This window comes from Streptomyces sp. NPDC025806 (assembly GCF_055558275.1).
This window is the reverse complement of the sequence record NZ_JBVHMU010000003.1, coordinates 395,551-411,119: the sequence shown is the minus strand read 5'-3', so window position 1 is coordinate 411,119 and position 15,569 is coordinate 395,551. Positions and strand designations below refer to the sequence as shown.

General features: G+C 72.2%; 13 protein-coding genes. 9 read left to right on the top strand and 4 right to left on the bottom strand.

What is annotated here, in order from left to right; translation table 11 throughout:
• Nucleotides 1-13: 13 nt before the first annotated feature.
• Entirely contained in the window at nucleotides 14-1,471 is a 1,458-nt protein-coding gene (locus ACZ4E1_RS08905; protein ID WP_467537212.1) for an APC family permease, read from the bottom strand.
• A gap of 330 nt (nucleotides 1,472-1,801) precedes the next feature.
• Here ACZ4E1_RS08905 and ACZ4E1_RS08900 point away from each other — a divergent pair, with 330 nt between their 5' ends.
• Both ACZ4E1_RS08900 and ACZ4E1_RS08895 read left to right on the top strand, forming a co-directional pair.
• Nucleotides 1,802-2,308 carry a nuclear transport factor 2 family protein gene (locus ACZ4E1_RS08900; protein WP_467537210.1) on the top strand — a complete coding sequence of 169 codons (507 nt, stop codon included), beginning with the start codon at nucleotides 1,802-1,804 and terminating at the stop codon, nucleotides 2,306-2,308.
• Nucleotides 2,305-3,141: an SDR family NAD(P)-dependent oxidoreductase gene (locus ACZ4E1_RS08895; protein ID WP_467537208.1), complete on the top strand. Its 837-nt coding sequence runs from the start codon at nucleotides 2,305-2,307 to the stop codon at nucleotides 3,139-3,141. Before ACZ4E1_RS08900 ends, ACZ4E1_RS08895 begins: the two co-directional genes overlap by 4 nt.
• Nucleotides 3,142-3,242: 101 nt before the next feature.
• On the opposite strand, the gene glyA is transcribed toward ACZ4E1_RS08895, so the two are convergent.
• The 3 genes from glyA to ACZ4E1_RS08880 form a co-directional block, all read right to left on the bottom strand.
• Nucleotides 3,243-4,490, bottom strand: a complete 1,248-nt coding sequence (glyA, locus tag ACZ4E1_RS08890; protein WP_467537604.1) for a serine hydroxymethyltransferase — start codon at nucleotides 4,488-4,490, stop codon at nucleotides 3,243-3,245.
• A gap of 52 nt (nucleotides 4,491-4,542) precedes the next feature.
• Nucleotides 4,543-5,748 carry an NAD(P)/FAD-dependent oxidoreductase gene (locus ACZ4E1_RS08885; RefSeq protein WP_467537206.1) on the bottom strand — a complete coding sequence of 402 codons (1,206 nt, stop codon included), beginning with the start codon at nucleotides 5,746-5,748 and terminating at the stop codon, nucleotides 4,543-4,545.
• Nucleotides 5,749-5,833: 85 nt separating this feature from the next.
• A complete protein-coding gene (locus ACZ4E1_RS08880; protein WP_467537204.1) occupies nucleotides 5,834-6,154 on the bottom strand; it encodes a bifunctional 3-phenylpropionate/cinnamic acid dioxygenase ferredoxin subunit in 321 nt (106 codons plus the stop codon).
• 313 nt (nucleotides 6,155-6,467) lie between these two features.
• On the opposite strand from ACZ4E1_RS08880, the gene ACZ4E1_RS08875 reads away from it, so the two are divergent.
• The 7 genes from ACZ4E1_RS08875 to ACZ4E1_RS08845 all read left to right on the top strand — a co-directional run bounded on the left by ACZ4E1_RS08875 (nucleotide 6,468) and on the right by ACZ4E1_RS08845 (nucleotide 15,546).
• Nucleotides 6,468-7,211 (top strand): IclR family transcriptional regulator, encoded by a 744-nt coding sequence (locus tag ACZ4E1_RS08875; protein ID WP_467537602.1) that lies wholly within the window; start codon nucleotides 6,468-6,470, stop codon nucleotides 7,209-7,211.
• Nucleotides 7,212-7,491: 280 nt separating this feature from the next.
• Entirely contained in the window at nucleotides 7,492-8,577 is a 1,086-nt protein-coding gene (locus tag ACZ4E1_RS08870) for an S-(hydroxymethyl)mycothiol dehydrogenase (protein WP_467537203.1), read from the top strand.
• Nucleotides 8,574-9,206, top strand: a complete 633-nt coding sequence (locus ACZ4E1_RS08865; RefSeq protein WP_467537201.1) for an MBL fold metallo-hydrolase — start codon at nucleotides 8,574-8,576, stop codon at nucleotides 9,204-9,206. The genes ACZ4E1_RS08870 and ACZ4E1_RS08865 overlap by 4 nt, the downstream gene beginning before the upstream one ends.
• 74 nt (nucleotides 9,207-9,280) lie before the next feature.
• The gene (locus ACZ4E1_RS08860; RefSeq protein ID WP_467537199.1) at nucleotides 9,281-11,752 is read left to right on the top strand and encodes a GcvT family protein; all 2,472 of its coding nucleotides are present in this window, start codon (nucleotides 9,281-9,283) and stop codon (nucleotides 11,750-11,752) included.
• Between the two features lie 35 nt (nucleotides 11,753-11,787).
• On the top strand, nucleotides 11,788-12,945 hold the full coding sequence (solA, locus tag ACZ4E1_RS08855) for an N-methyl-L-tryptophan oxidase (RefSeq protein WP_467537197.1): 1,158 nt from the start codon (nucleotides 11,788-11,790) through the stop codon (nucleotides 12,943-12,945).
• Between the two features lie 11 nt (nucleotides 12,946-12,956).
• Nucleotides 12,957-14,087, top strand: a complete 1,131-nt coding sequence (locus ACZ4E1_RS08850; protein ID WP_467537196.1) for an aromatic ring-hydroxylating oxygenase subunit alpha — start codon at nucleotides 12,957-12,959, stop codon at nucleotides 14,085-14,087.
• Nucleotides 14,080-15,546 carry an aldehyde dehydrogenase family protein gene (locus ACZ4E1_RS08845; RefSeq protein ID WP_467537194.1) on the top strand — a complete coding sequence of 489 codons (1,467 nt, stop codon included), beginning with the start codon at nucleotides 14,080-14,082 and terminating at the stop codon, nucleotides 15,544-15,546. Before ACZ4E1_RS08850 ends, ACZ4E1_RS08845 begins: the two co-directional genes overlap by 8 nt.
• Nucleotides 15,547-15,569: the final 23 nt, after the last annotated feature.

Below are 15,569 nucleotides of genomic sequence, written 5' to 3'. Positions count from 1 at the left end.
CGTACGGGACGGATCAGAAGTCGGTGAGGACGCCGTCCCTGCGGCCTCCGGCGGCGGCCGTGACCGGCTCCGCACCCTCCAGGGCCTGCTCCGCGGCCTCGACGTCCCGCGGATTCAGCGGCCTCGGGCGGAAGTACGACCGGCCGCCCTGGACCCGCGCGACGGTCACCGGGATCAGGCCCAGGGCCAGCGACCCGAGTCCGATGGCCAGTTGGGCGGTGTTCATGTCCGGGATCGACACGGCGAAGATCCAGACGTTGAACAGCGCGCCGGCCAGCGGCCAGAGCCCGAGCAGCAGCAGCTTGCCGGCCGAGCGCAGCAGCTCGCGGCGGTAGGCGACGACGACGGCGATGCCGGCGAGCGCGTAGTAGAAGGTGATCAGCAGGCCGATGCCGACGAGCGCGTCCTCGAGGATGCCGAACCCCGTGCCCAGTACGGCGATCAGACCGAGGACGAGGACGGAGAGCGCGGCGACGAGGAGCGTCGACATCATCGGCGTCTGCCGCTCGGGGTGGATCCGTCCGAGGAAGGACGGCACGGTGCGGTCGCGGCCCATGGCGAACAGCGTGCGGGTGGCCTGGAGCAGCGTCGTCTCCAGGGTCGCGACGGTGGACAGCAGCAGGGCGAGGACGAGCAGGTCGCCGCCGAAGCCCGGCAGGGCCGCGTCGCCGAAGGCGGTGAGGAAGCCGGCGCTGTCCGCACCCGCGGCCGGTCCGAGCAGGACGTTCGCGCTGACCGCGACGAGGAGGAAGCTGGCGGCGGTGACGAGCAGGCCGATCAGCCCGCCGCGTCCGGCGCCGCCGCGTCCGCGCCGGGTCTCCTCGCTGAGGTTGGCCGTCACGTCCCAGCCCCAGAACAGCGCGCCGGCGATGAGGGCGCCCGCGGTGAAGCTGTGGGCGGCGTCGAAGTGCCCGAAGCCGAACCAGGAGAGGGAGAAGGACGCGGCGTGCTTGCTCCGCAGGAGCGCGGCCACGGCCACGACGACGAGCAGGAGGAGCTGGCCGCCGACGGCGACGGCCCGGGCCCGTGCGCCGAGCCGGGTGCCGAACGCGACCAGGGCCGCGATCAGCAGGAACCACCCGAGGCCGACGCCGGTGGCGAGACCCTCGTTGCGGGCCAGGTCCTCGCCGAACAGGGACAGCGTGGCCGCGCCCGCCGGCTGGGTGGAGGAAATCATGAAGACGGTCGTCGCGACGACCACGGCCCAGCCGCAGAGGAAGCCGAGGAACGGGTGGAGGGTGCGCGCCACCCAGGAGTACGTGGCGCCGGAGTTGACGTCCAGGCGGCCGAGGTGGCGGAACGCGAGCGCGATGCCGAGGGTGGGCACCGCGCAGTAGAGCAGCACGGCGGGGGCGGCGAAGCCCACGGCGGCCATCAGCGCGGGGGCCATGGCCATCGCCGTGTAGGCGGGACCGCAGCCCGCGATCGCGAGGACGACGGAGTCGAACGTCCCCAGACTCCCTGTTCTCAACCCGCTTTTGTTGCTGGCCCCGTTGTGCACCGGTTGCGCCTCTCCTAGACGTCCCTGGCCGTTGTCGGCCGTTCTCGGCCGTTCTCGGCCGCGACGTGAGCCGGATCATGCCCATGACCGGTGAGTAGCACAAGACCAGATCTGCGCTTTCGCGCAGAACGAGGCCGATTCGACGCTTGTTCCGTCGAGTTGATCATCGATGCCTACGGATTTCGTTGTGGCCCTGCATCGCTTTTCGGACGGCTCCCGCTGACCGGGAGCGGGCGTGGCCCGCACCCGGGCCCGCTGCCTAACGTCGCCGGACCACATCCCACCCCGAGGAGTCCGGCCATGTCGTCCGAGTCCACCGCCGGCCTCGCCGAGCGCGTCGCGCGCATCGAGGCGCGGCAGGAGATCGAGGAGCTCAAGTACCGCTATCTGCGGGCCTGCGACCAGAAGGACCCCGAGGGGTTCCGCGCCTGTTTCGTCCGCGAGGGCGCCGACATCGACTACGGGGAGCTGGGCGCGTTCGCGACCGTGGACCAACTGGTCGATCTCTTCCGGCAGATCGCGCTGGCCCGCGACGAACAGGGCCACCGGGTCCTGGACATGCACCACGGCGTGCACCCGGAGATCACCTTCCGCTCCCCCACCGAGGCGACCGGCCGCTGGACCCTGCGGTTCCGCCAGCTGAACCTCGTGGACCGCACGGAGCGGGTGCTGTGCGGCGAGTACGACGACCGGTACGTCGTGGAGGACGGGGCCTGGCGGCTGGCCAGGCACCACTTCCGCAGCCTCTGGTCGCTGACCCGCCCGCTGCCCGAGGGGTACGTCGTCGACGAGGGAGGACTGCTGTGAACGACACCGCCACGACACGCGTCGCGCTGGTCACCGGCACCGGAAAGGGCGTCGGCCGGGGCATCGCCACCGCGCTCGGCGCGCAGGGCTGGACCGTGTACGTCACCGGCCGCGGCGAGCCGGACCCCGGCGGCCCGCAGGCGGAGACCGCGCGCCGGGTCACCGAGGCCGGCGGCGAGGGCGTCGGCCTGCGCTGCGACCACCGGGACGACGCCCAGATCGAGGCGCTGATCGCGCGGATCACGCAGGAGCGGGGCCGGCTCGACCTGCTGGTCAACAACGTGTGGGCCGCGCCCGAGGACATGGCCGGTTTCGAGGACCCGTTCTGGACCCGGCCCGTCGCCGACTGGGAACCGCTGATCGGCGTCGGCCTGCGCGCCCACTACGTCGCCTCCGTCCACGCGGCCCGGCACATGGTGGAGCGCGGCAGCGGACTCATCGTCAACATCTCCTCGTTCGGCGCCCGCGCCCCGCTGCACTCCGTGCTCTACGGCGTCTCCAAGGCGGGCCTGGACAAGATGGCCGCCGACATGGGCCACGAGCTGGCCTCCGCGGGCGTCTCGGCGGTGTCGCTGTGGCCGGGCCTCGTCCGTACGGACGGCCTGGTCGAGGCCGGGGTGGAGGAGGTCGCCGGGTTCAAGCTGGCCGACGCGGAGTCCCCCGAGTTCGTCGGCGCGGTCATCGCGCGCCTCACGGACGACCCCCGGCTCCCCGAGCGCAGCGGCCACACCTTCGTCGTGGCCGAACTCGCCGAGGAGTACGAGGTCACCGAGCCGGACGGCCGCCGGGCCGTCTCGCACCGGGCGGCCTTCGGCGGCGGCCCGCTGTACTGACCGCGCCGTCCGCCCGCTGCGGATTTCGTCGTCCTGCGCTTCGGCTCCGCCGGGGGCGCGTCGGGGGGCCGGGCCGCTTCCCTGTCCGGCCCCCTCGGTCCTTACAGGCCGGGGTACAGCGGGTGCTTGTCGGCGAGCGCGGTGACGCGGGCCTTGAGCGCGGTGGCGTCGTAGGACGGCTTGAGGGCCTCGGCGATGACGTCGGCGACCTCGCGGAAGTCGTCGGCGTCGAAACCGCGGGTGGCGAGTGCCGGCGTACCGATGCGCAGACCCGAGGTGACCATCGGGGGGCGCGGGTCGTTCGGGACGGCGTTCCGGTTGACCGTGATGCCGACCTCGTGGAGGCGGTCCTCGGCCTGCTGCCCGTCCAGGTCGGACTCGCGCAGGTCGACGAGGACGAGGTGGACGTCGGTGCCGCCGGAGAGCACGTTCACGCCGTGCTTGCGGGCGTCCTCGGAGGTCAGGCGCTCGGCGAGGATGCGGGCACCCTCGATCGTGCGCTGCTGGCGCTCCTTGAAGTCCTCGCTCGCCGCGACCTTGAAGGAGACCGCCTTGGCCGCGATCACGTGCTCCAGGGGACCGCCCTGGAAGCCCGGGAAGACGGACGAGTTGAGCTTCTTCGCGAAGTCCTTCTTGGCGAGGATGATGCCGCCGCGGGGGCCGCCGAGCGTCTTGTGCGTCGTGGACGTGACGACATCCGCGTACGGGACCGGGTTGGGGTGCAGTCCGGCGGCGACGAGGCCGGCGAAGTGGGCCATGTCGACCCACAGGAACGCCTCGACCTCGTCGGCGATGCGGCGGAACTCGGCGAAGTCCAGCTGACGCGGGTACGCCGACCAGCCGGCGATGATCACCTTCGGGCGGTGCTCCTTGGCCAGGCGCTCGACCTCGGCCATGTCGACCAGACCGGAGTCGTCGACGTGGTAGGCGACCACGTCGAACTGCTTGCCGGAGAAGTTCAGGCGCATGCCGTGGGTGAGGTGACCGCCGTGCGCGAGGTCCAGACCCAGGATCGTGTCACCGGGCTTGGCCAGCGCGAACAGGGCCGCCTGGTTCGCCGAGGCACCCGAGTGGGGCTGCACGTTCGCGTACTCGGCGCCGAACAGGTCCTTGACCCGGTCGATCGCGATCTGCTCGGTGACGTCGACGTGCTCGCAGCCGCCGTAGTAGCGGCGGCCCGGGTAGCCCTCGGCGTACTTGTTGGTGAGGACCGAGCCCTGGGCCTCCATGACGGCGACCGGAGCGAAGTTCTCCGACGCGATCATCTCCAGGGTCGACTGCTGACGCTTCAGCTCGGCGTCGACAGCGGCGGCGACATCCGGGTCGAGCTCACGCAGGGAGGTGTGCAGCACGAATACTCCTCGGCTCAGAGATACGGAGAACGCAGATGCGCGACTACGGTCAGAGCGCGGCCGCGACCGGCGCGGCGGGCCCGGCGGCGACGGCGGGCGCCGCCGACTGCGCCTCGGCGCGGGACAGTTCGCGCCGGACGCGGGTGAACGGGCGCGGCCGGTTCATCGCGAGGGCGGCCGTCGTGCGGCCCTCCCGCTCGTAGAGCGCGAGGAAGCTGCCCTCCTCGATCGTGCCCTCGACGATGCGCGGCACGTCGCCCTCGCGGCGGCGCCCGGCGAACTGGATGCGCGAGCCGTACTGGTCCGACCAGAAGTAGGGCAGCGGGCGGGCGTGTTCCACCGTGCGGCCCGCCAGGAGGTTGCGTACGGCGACCCGGGGCTGGGCGGTGGCGCTGGTCCAGTGCTCCGCGCGGGCGCCGGCGACCCGGGCCACGTCGCCGACCGCGACGACGTGCGGCAGGGCGGTGACGCAGCCGTCGTCGCACAGGACGCCGTCGTGGACGGCGAGCGTGGACCCGGCCAGCCACTCGGTGTTCGGGACCGCGCCGATGCCGACGACGACCACGTCCGCCGGGAGCACCCGGCCGTCGGCGAGCCGCACTCCGGTGATCGCCGGGTCGCCTTCGAGGGCGGCGACGCCGGTCCCGGTGAAGAGCGTGGCGCCGCCGCGCTCGTGCAGCGTGGAGCAGACGGCGGCCATGTCGGGGCCGAGCTGCGGCAGCAGCGGCAGGGGCGCGGCCTCGACGACGGTGACGTCGTGGCCGAGGGCGACACAGGAGGAGGCGGTCTCGGCGCCGATGAACCCGCCGCCGATCACCACGACGCGCTGCGGGCCGCGCAGCAGGTCGGCGCGGAGCGCGCGGGCCTCGTCGAGGGTGCGCAGGGTGTGCACGCCGGCCGGCGTGGGGCCGGGCAGGCGGCGGGCGCGGGCGCCGGTCGCGATGACGAGGCCGTCGGTGGAGACGGTGCGGCCGTCCTCCAGGAGGACGACGCGGCCACGGGCGTCGAGGCCGCGGGCCCGCACCCCGAAGATCCACTCGGCGCCCAGTTCGAGGGTCTCGGCGTCGTCGGAGAGGGCGAGGTCGCTCTCCTGCGCCTTGCCGGACAGGAAGTCCTTGGACAGCGGGGGGCGGTCGTAGGGGCGGTGCGGTTCGTCGCCGACGATCACCAGCCGGCCGTCGAAGCCCTGGGCCCGCAGTTCCCGGGCGGCGTACAGTCCGGCGAGCGAGGCGCCCACCACGGTCACGGTCCTCATGAGTCTCTGCCTTTCGCGTCCGTCGTGCGGTGTGGTGCGGTGCGCCCGGCGGGGTGTGGAGCTCGCCGTTCCCGGGCGGGGTGCGTCAGGCCGCGGTGGTCGCCTCGGCCGCGGGGTGGACGTGGATCATGCCGTCGTCGACGGTCACCCGGTGCGTGCGGACCGGGCGGCGGGCGGGGGCGCACGTGGGCACGCCCGTCCGCAGGTCGAACGACGCCTCGTGGAGCGGGCATTCGACCAGGCAGCCCTCGAGGAATCCCTCCGAGAGGGAGGCATCCTGGTGGGTGCAGGTGTCGTCGATGGCGTACAGCGAGCCGTCGGTGTGGAACACGGCGATCGGCGGCATGCTGTCGATGCGGACGGACTCTCCCTCGGGGAGGTCTTCAAGGCGGCAGACGGGAATCATGCGTCCCCCTCGTTGTTCTGGACCGACCGGTAACCTATTGTTTCGCATCACGCACTCAAGAGCGCCATGCGCAACAGAATCCGGTCGGGATGCCCGCCGAGTCAAGGGCTTCTCGCAGATGCGGCCCGCCAAGGTGCCGCCAGGTGGTGAGAATTCAGCTATGCCCCACGAGAAGAAGCAGGTCAGGAAGGGTGCAGCGAGTAAGTCCAGCACGGGCGGAAACAGTCGCGTCAGAGCCGTCCGGACGCCCTCCGAGGCGTCCGAGCTCCTGAACCCGGCCCCCGACAAGCCGGCCAAGGGTGCCGCCGGCTCCGTGCAGTCCGTCGACCGGGCGATCAGCGTCCTGGAGAGCCTCGCGCGGCGCGGCGAGGCCGGCGTGACGGAGATCGCCGACGAACTGGGGGTGCACAAGTCCACGGCGTTCCGTCTGCTCGGCGTCCTGGAGAACCGCGGCCTGGTCGGCCAGGCCAAGGACCGGGGCAAGTACTACCTCGGCGCCGCGATGCTGCGCCTGGCGGGAGCCGCGGCGGCACGCCTCGACATCTCCCAGGAGGGCGGCCCGGTCTGCCGCGAACTGGCCGACGAGCTGGGCGAGACGGTGAACATCGCGGTCCTGGACGACGACGCCGCGGTCAACATCATGCAGGCGCGCGGCGCCGCCTCCGTCACCGCGCAGAACTGGCTCGGCCGGCGCACCCCGCTGCACGCCACGTCCAGCGGAAAGGTCCTGCTCGCGCACCTTCCCCCCACTCTGCGCGAGGGCATGGCGGCGCGCAGCCTCGCGCGGTTCACCCCGCACACGATCGTGGGCACTGCGGCGATCCGCGGCGAGCTGGAGACCGTGGACCGGCAGGGGTACGCGATCGCCGTGGAGGAGCTGGAGATCGGGCTCGCGGCGGTCGCGGCGCCGGTCCGTTCGCACGACGGCAAGGTGATCGGCGCCATCAGCGTCTCCGGGCCGGTGTACCGGATGACCGAGGAGCGGCTCGCCGTGATCGCCGAGCACACGGTGGCGGCCGCGGCGGAGCTGTCGCGCCGGATGGGATACGCCTGCTGAGGGCGTCTTTCACGCCGTACGCACGCCGTACGCACGCCGAAAGCGCACGGAACGCATACTGAACGCGGAGTCAGGAAAGCCTGACTCCGCGTTCTTTTCGGTTTCCGCCGCGTTTCCGATGCGCTCTCGCGCGCCGGGGTGCGCCGGGTCGTGCGCCCGCCGGTCTCGCACCTCTTGAGAACAACCTCTTGACGGACCCCCGCCGCGTTCCCAAGATGTGTCTCGTCGTTCCTCATAGCGCAACGATTCGTACGATGCGCAACAGCAAGGGGGTTGGGTCGTGCCACACGAGGTCCGTGCCGTCGTCGCTCTGCAGAAGGGCGCACCCGTCGAGGTGCAGACGATCGTCGTTCCCGATCCCGGACCGGGCGAGGTCCTGGTCAACGTGCAGGCCTGCGGGGTCTGCCACACGGATCTGCACTACCGGGAGGGGGCCATCAACGACGAGTTCCCCTTCCTGCTCGGCCACGAGGCGGCGGGCACCGTCGAGGAGGTCGGCCCCGGCGTCACCGACGTCGCCCCCGGCGACTACGTGGTCATCGCCTGGCGCGCCCCCTGCGGCTCCTGCCGCTCCTGTCGCCGCGGCCGGCCCTGGTACTGCTTCGACTCGCGCAACGCGACGCAGCCCATGACCCTGCTCGACGGCACCCCGCTCACCCCGGCCCTGGGCATCGGCGCCTTCGCCGAGAAGACCCTGGTCGCGGCCGGGCAGGCGGTGAAGGTCGACGCGGCGGCCCGCCCGGAGGCCGCGGGGCTCATCGGCTGCGGCGTGATGGCCGGTTACGGCGCCGCGGTGAACACCGGCAACGTGCAGCGCGGCGACACGGTCGCGGTCATCGGCTGCGGCGGCGTCGGCAACGCGGCGATCGCGGGCGCCTGCCTCAACGGCGCGCGCAAGGTGATCGCCGTCGACATCGACGACAAGAAGCTCGACCAGGCCGAGAAGTTCGGCGCCACGCACACGATCAACTCGAAGGGCACCGACCCCGTCGAGGCCGTGCGGGCGCTCACCGACGGTTTCGGCGTGGACATCGCGATCGACGCGGTGGGCCGGCCCGAGACGTACAAGCAGGCTTTCTACATGCGCGACCACGCGGGCACCTTGGTCCAGGTCGGCGTCCCCGACCCGGAGATGAAGGTCGAGATCCCGCTCATCGACCTGTTCGGCCGGGGCGGCGCCCTCAAGTCCTCCTGGTACGGCGACTGTCTGCCGACCCGCGACTTCCCGTTCCTCATCGACCAGTACCTGTACGGGCTGCTCGACCTGAACGCGTTCGTCACCGAGACGATCTCGCTCGACAAGGTCGAGGCGGCCTTCGAGAAGATGCACCACGGCGACGTGCTGCGCTCGGTGGTCGTCCTGTGACGGCGGCGACCGCCGGCTCCGTGCGCGTCGAACGCGTGGTCACGTCCGGGACGTTCAGCCTCGACGGCGAGACCTTCGACGTCGACAACAACGTCTGGCTGATCGGCGACGACAGCGAGGTGCTCGTCGTCGACGCCGCGCACGACGCGCCCGCGATCCTCGCCGCCGTCGCGGGCCGCCGGATCGTCGCCGTGGTCTGCACGCACGGCCACGACGACCACATCGGCGCCGCTGTCGCCCTCGCGGAGGCGAGCGGCGCCCCGGTCCTGCTGCACCCCGCCGAGCAGGAGCTGTGGCAGACGGTCCACGGCGACCGGAAGCCCGACGCCGAACTCGCCGACGGGATGCGCCTGTCGGTGGCCGGCGCCGAGGTCCGCGTGCTGCACACCCCGGGCCACACCTGGGGCAGTTGCAGCCTGTACGTCCCGTCGCTCGGTGCCGTGTTCACCGGCGACACCCTGTTCCACGGCGGTCCGGGCGCGACCGGCCGCTCCTACTCCGACGCGCCGACGATCGTGGCCTCGATCCGCGACCGGCTGCTGACCCTCCCGGACGACACCGTCGTCCACACCGGCCACGGCGCGCACACGACGGTCGCCGCCGAGCGGCCCCACGTGCCCGCGGCCTGACGCGCGCTCCCGCCTCCCCGGAGGCGGGAGGCCGCCACCTTTCTCCCTGCCGTCCCCACCACCTGAGGAGGGGCATGTCCAGCACGTCCAGCACCCCCGAATCCGCCGCCGCCCGCGGCCCCCGCGTCGTCGTCATCGGCGCCGGCATCGTCGGCTGCTCCCTCGCCGACGAACTCACCGCCCGCGGCTGGTCCGACGTCACCGTCCTCGAACAGGGGCCGCTGCCCGCTCCCGGCGGCTCCACCTCCCACGCCCCGGGCCTCGTCTTCCAGACCGGCCCGTCCAAGACTCTCACCGCGTTCGCCCGGTACACCGTGGAGAAGTTCAACTCCCTGGAGGTGGACGGGCTTTCCTGCTTCAACCCGGTCGGCGGCCTGGAGCTCGCCACCACCGAGGAGCGCTGGGCCGACCTGCACCGCAAGGCCGGCTGGGCCGCCTCCTGGGGCGTGCGCGGCGAGCTCGTCTCCGCCGCCCGCTGCAAGGAACTGTGGCCGCTCGTCGACGAGTCGAAGGTCCTCGGCGGCTTCCACACCCCCGACGACGGCCTGGCCCGCGCCCTGCTCGCCTCCCGCGCGCAGATGACCCGCGCCCAGGAGCGCGGCGCCACCTTCCTGGAGCGCCACACCGTCACCGGCATCGAGCAGGAGAACGGCCGGGTCACCGGCGTCGTCACCGACCGCGGCACGTTCCCCGCCGACCACGTCGTGTCCGCCGCCGGCTTCTGGGGCCCCGTCGTCGGCCGCATGGCCGGCATCGACATCCCGCTGCTCCCGCTCGCCCACCAGTACGCGAAGACGAAGCCGCTGCCGGAGCTCGACGGCGTCAACGACCCGCGCACCGAGGCCTCGAAGCCGATCCTGCGCTTCCAGGACCGCGACCTGTACTTCCGCGAGCACACCGACCGCATCGGCATCGGCTCCTACGCCCACCAGCCGCTGCCCGTCGACCCGTTCGCGGTGCCCGGCTACGACGCGGCCCGCGCCAAGAACATGGACATGCCCTCCTCGTACCCGTTCACCGAGGAGGACTGGGCGCCCAGTTGGGAGGACTGCCGCTGGCTGCTCCCCGTCCTGCGCGACGCGGAGATCGAGGAGGGCTTCAACGGCGTCTTCTCCTTCACCCCCGACGGCATGCCGGTCCTCGGCGAGAGCCGCGACCTGCGCGGCTTCTGGCTCGCCGAGGCCGTGTGGGTCACCCACTCCGCCGGGGTCGCCAAGGCCGTCGCCGAGTGGATGGTCGACGGCAGGCCCTCGCTCGACCTGCACGAGTGCGACCTCACCCGCTTCGAGGACGCCCAGCGCTCCCCCGCCTACGTGCACGACCGGGGCGCGCAGCAGTTCGTCGAGGTGTACGACGTCATCCACCCGCTCCAGACGATGGAGCAGCCGCGCCCGCTGCGGGTCTCCCCCTTCTACGCCCGTCAGCAGGAGCTCGGCGCGCACTTCCTGGAGGGCGGCGGCTGGGAGCGTCCGCACTGGTACGAGGCCAACGCCCGCCTGGCGGCCGATGTGCCCGAGCGCGACGCGTGGGCGGCCCGGCACTGGTCGCCGATCGCGGCGGCCGAGGCACGGGTGACCCGCGAGAAGGTCGCTCTGTACGACATGACGCCGCTGCGCCGCCTGGAGGTCACCGGGCCCGGCGCGCTGGACTTCCTGCAACGCATGACGTCCAACAACCTCGCCAAGAAGCCCGGCGCCGTCACCTACACCCTGCTCCTCAACGAGGCCGGCGGGATCCGCTCCGACCTCACCGTGGCCCGGCTCGCCCCGGCCCGCTTCCAGGTCGGCGCCAACTCCCCCACCGACCTCGACTGGCTGCTGCGGCACGCCACGGACGGCGTACAGGTCAGGGACATCACGTCGGGCACCTGCTGCATCGGTGTGTGGGGCCCGCTCGCCCGCGATCTCGTCCAGCCCCTGACCCGCGACGACTTCTCGCACGAGGGCTTCGGCTACTTCCGCGCGAAGGAGACCTACCTCGGCCATGTCCCCGTCACCGCGATGCGCCTGTCGTACGTGGGGGAACTGGGCTGGGAGCTGTACACCACCGCGGACCTGGGCCTGCGCCTGTGGGACACGCTGTGGGAGGCCGGACAGGAGCACGGCGTCATCGCGGCCGGCCGCTCCGCGTTCAACAGCCTGCGCCTGGAGAAGGGCTACCGCTCCTGGGGCCACGACATGACCGAGGAGCACACCCCGTACGAGGCCGGCGTCGGCTTCGCCGTCCGCATGGACCGCGGCGACTTCGTCGGCCGGGCCGCCCTGGAGGCGCTGCCCGAGCCGCGCCGCAGGCTCACCGCGCTGCTCCTCGACGACCCGGCGGCCGTCGTCCTCGGCAAGGAGCCCGTCCATGTCGACGGCGCCCCCGCCGGGTACGTCACCAGCGCCTCCTACGGCTACACGCTGGGCCGCTGTGTCGCGTACGCGTGGCTGCCGCCGCTGGAGCCGGGCACCGGTGTGCACGTCGAGTACTTCGGCGAGAAGGTCCCGGCCACCGTCGCCGAGGAGCCCCTGTTCGACCCGAAGATGACCCGCATCCGCCGCTGAACCCTCCCCCTGCGATCCCCCCGGAGGCATCCAGAATGTCCCCCACCTATGACGTGATCGTGATCGGCCTCGGCGGCATGGGCAGCGCCGCCGCCCACCATCTGGCGGCGCGCGGCGCCCGTGTCCTCGGCCTGGAGAAGTTCGGCCCCGCCCACAACCGCGGGTCCAGCCACGGCGGGTCCCGGATCATCCGGCAGGCCTACTTCGAGGACCCCGCGTACGTGCCGCTGCTGCTGCGCTCGTACGAGCTGTACGAGGAGCTGGAGCGGGCCACCGGCCGGGAGGTCGCCACGCTGTGCGGCGGCCTCATGCTCGGCCGGCCCGACTCCCGCGCCGTCGCCGGCTCGGTGCACTCGGCGCGGCAGTGGGACCTGCCGCACGAGATCCTCGACGCGCCGGAGATCCGCCGCCGCTTCCCGACCCTGAACCCCCAGGACGACGAGATCGCGCTCCACGAGGCGCGCGCCGGCCTCGTCCGCCCGGAGAACACGGTCGTCGCCCACCTCCAGCTCGCCACCCGCCACGACGCCGACCTGCACTTCAACGAACCGATGACCCGCTGGGAGCCCCTCGCGGGCGGCGGTGTGCGGGTGCACACGGCCGAGAACACGTACACCGCGGGCCAGTTGGTGATCTGTCCCGGCGCCTGGGCGCCGCAGCTGCTCACCGACCTCGGGGTGCCGTTCACCGTCGAGCGGCAGGTCATGTACTGGTTCCAGCCCACCGGCGGCGTCGAGCCGTTCCGCCCCGACCGGCACCCGGTCTACATCTGGGAGGACGTGCGGGGCGTGCAGATCTACGGGTTCCCGTCGATCGACGGCCCGGACCTCGGCGCCAAGGTCGCCTTCTTCCGCAAGGGCACCGAGTGCAGCCCGGAGACGATCGACCGGGAGGTGCACGTCGACGAGATCAACGCCATGGCGGAGCACATGTCCCGCCAGATCCCCAGCCTGCCGGGCACCTTCCTGAAGGCCGCGACCTGCATGTACTCCAACACGCCCGACGAACACTTCGTGATCGCCCGGCACCCCGAGCACCCCGGCTCCGTCACCGTGGCCTGCGGTTTCTCCGGCCACGGCTTCAAGTTCGTGCCGGTGGTCGGCGAGATCGTCGCCGACCTCGCCCTGAACGGCGCCACCGAGCACCCCATCGAGCTGTTCGACCCCAACCGCCTCGCCGCCGCGCCCGCCTGAGGAGTACGCACGTGACGACGTCCCCCGTCGCCCCCAGCCTGGTGTCCACCCTGCCCGGGCGTTACTACACCGACCCCGACCTGTTCCGCCTGGAGCAGGAACGAATCTTCGAGACCATGTGGTTCTGCGCCGTGCGCAGCGCCGACCTCGACAAGCCCGGCGCGTTCCGCACCGTGCAGATCGGCCGGGAGAGCGTCCTGATCACCCGGTCCCGCACCGGTGAACTGCGCGCCTTCCTGAACACCTGCCGGCACCGCGGCGCCCGGATCTGCACCGAGGAGTCGGGCGAGGTGCGCCGCAACCTCCAGTGCCCGTACCACGCCTGGACGTACGACCTCGACGGCAAGCTCGTCGCGGCGCCGAACCTGACGAAGATGCCCGACGTCGACCGCGCGCAGTACGGCCTGGTGAAGGTCGCGCTGCGGGAGTGGCTCGGCTACGCCTGGGTCTGCCTCGCCGACGAACCCCCCTCCTTCGAGGAGACGGTGATCGGCGCGGCCGTGGAGCGCCTCGGCGACGTGGCCGCCATCGACCAGTACCGCACCGAGGACCTGGCGCTCGGCAAGCGCATCACCTACGACGTGGAGTCCAACTGGAAGCTGATCGTCGAGAACTTCATGGAGTGCTACCACTGCGCGACGATCCACCCCGAACTCACCGAGGTGCTCCCCGAGTTCGCGGACGGGTACGCGGCGCAGTACTACGTGGGCCACGGCGCCGAGTTCGGCGACGACGTCAAGGGCTTCACGGTCGACGGCAGCGAGGGCTTCGGCCGGCTGCCGGAGGTCGCCGACGGCCAGGACCGCCGCTACTACGCGATCACGGTCAAGCCGACCGTGTTCGTCAACCTGGTGCCGGACCACGTGATCCTGCACCGCATGTTCCCCGTGTCCGAGGACCGCACGATCGTCGAGTGCGACTGGCTGTACGCCCCCCAGGTCGTGGAGTCGGGCGCCGACGTGTCGAAGTCGGTGGAGCTGTTCCACCGGGTCAACCTCCAGGACTTCGAGGCCTGTGAGCGCACCCAGCCGGCGATGTCCTCGCGCGCCTACCGCGACGGAGGTGTCCTGGTGCCGACCGAGCACCACATCACGATCTTCCACGCATGGCTGACCCGGCAGCTGGGGGTGGACCATGCCTGAGCTGTACATCGACGGCGCGTGGACCTCCGCGCGCGAGGGGCGCGGCCGGGAGATCCGCTGCCCCGCCGACGGTGCGCTGGTCGCCGTCGTCGACGAGGCCGGGCCCAAGGACACCCTGGAGGCGATCGGCGCCGCACGGCGCGCCTTCGACGAGGGGCCCTGGCCGCGCACCACGGCCGCCGAGCGCGGCGATCTGCTGCTGCGCGTCGCGGACCTGCTGGCACGGGACAAGGCCGCGCTCGCCCGCGCCGAGTCCCTCGACACGGGCAAGCGGTTCGTCGAGAGCGAGTACGACATCGACGACATCGTGAACTGCTTCCGGTACTTCGGGCGGCTCGCGGCGATCGACGACAGCCGCGTCGTCGAGACGGGCGTGCCCGACGCCGAGAGCCACGTCGTGCACGAGCCGGTCGGCGTGTGCGCGCTGATCACTCCGTGGAACTATCCGCTGCTCCAGACCGCGTGGAAGGTGGCGCCCGCGCTCGCCGCGGGCAACACCTTCGTCCTCAAGCCGAGCGAGCTGACCCCGCACACCGCGATCCACCTCATGCGGCTCCTGGAGGAGGCCGGGCTGCCGGCCGGCGTCGCGAACCTGGTCCTCGGGGCGGGCCCGGAGGCGGGCGCCCCGCTCGCCGACCACCCGGACGTGGACCTGCTCTCCTTCACCGGTGGCCTGCGCAGCGGACGCCTCCTGATGGCGGCAGCCGCCGGAACGGTCAAGAAGGTGGCGCTGGAACTGGGCGGCAAGAACCCCAACATCGTGTTCGCCGACGCCGACTTCGACACGGCCGTCGACATGGCGCTCACCGCGGTGTTCCTGCACTCGGGGCAGGTCTGCTCGGCCGGGGCGCGGCTGCTCGTGGAGGACGCGCTGCACGACCGGTTCGTGGACGAGGTGGTGCGCCGGGCCCGGGAGATCCGGCTCGGCGGCCCCTTCGACGAGCGGGCCCAGACCGGTCCGCTGATCTCGGAGGGCCATCTGGAGAAGGTCGAGGCGTACGTCGCCCGCGGTGTCGCGGAGGGGGCGGTGCTGCGGTGCGGCGGCGCCCGTCCGGACGGGGAGGCCTACGAGAAGGGCCACTTCTTCCCGCCGACCGTGCTGGACGCGTGCACGGCCTCCATGTCGGTCGTCCAGGACGAGTCGTTCGGCCCGGTCCTGACGGTGGAGCGGTTCACGAGCGAGGACGAGGCGGTGCGTCTGGCCAACGACACGATCTACGGGCTGGCCGGCGCCGTCTGGACGAGCGACGAGGCCAAGGCCCGCCGGGTCGCGGCGGGGCTGCGGCTCGGCACGGTGTGGATCAACGACTTCCACCCGTACGTCCCGCAGGCCGAATGGGGCGGCTACAAGCAGTCGGGCACCGGCCGTGAGCTGGGCCCCGCAGGGCTCGCGGAGTACCGCGAGACGAAGCACATCTGGCGCAACACCCGCCCGGCCCCGCAGGGCTGGTTCGCCTGATCCAGACGTGACTCCCCCACTCA

Bases quoted from the DNA above. Each gene is read 5' to 3' on its own strand.
- ACZ4E1_RS08845 (WP_467537194.1), top strand. From the start codon at position 14,080: ATGCCTGAGCTGTACATCGACGGCGCGTGGACCTCCGCGCGCGAGGGG.
- ACZ4E1_RS08885 (WP_467537206.1), bottom strand. From the start codon at position 5,748: ATGAGGACCGTGACCGTGGTGGGCGCCTCGCTCGCCGGACTGTACGCC.
- ACZ4E1_RS08860 (WP_467537199.1), top strand. From the start codon at position 9,281: ATGTCCAGCACGTCCAGCACCCCCGAATCCGCCGCCGCCCGCGGCCCC.
- ACZ4E1_RS08880 (WP_467537204.1), bottom strand. From the start codon at position 6,154: ATGATTCCCGTCTGCCGCCTTGAAGACCTCCCCGAGGGAGAGTCCGTC.
- solA (WP_467537197.1), top strand. From the start codon at position 11,788: ATGTCCCCCACCTATGACGTGATCGTGATCGGCCTCGGCGGCATGGGC.
- ACZ4E1_RS08900 (WP_467537210.1), top strand. From the start codon at position 1,802: ATGTCGTCCGAGTCCACCGCCGGCCTCGCCGAGCGCGTCGCGCGCATC.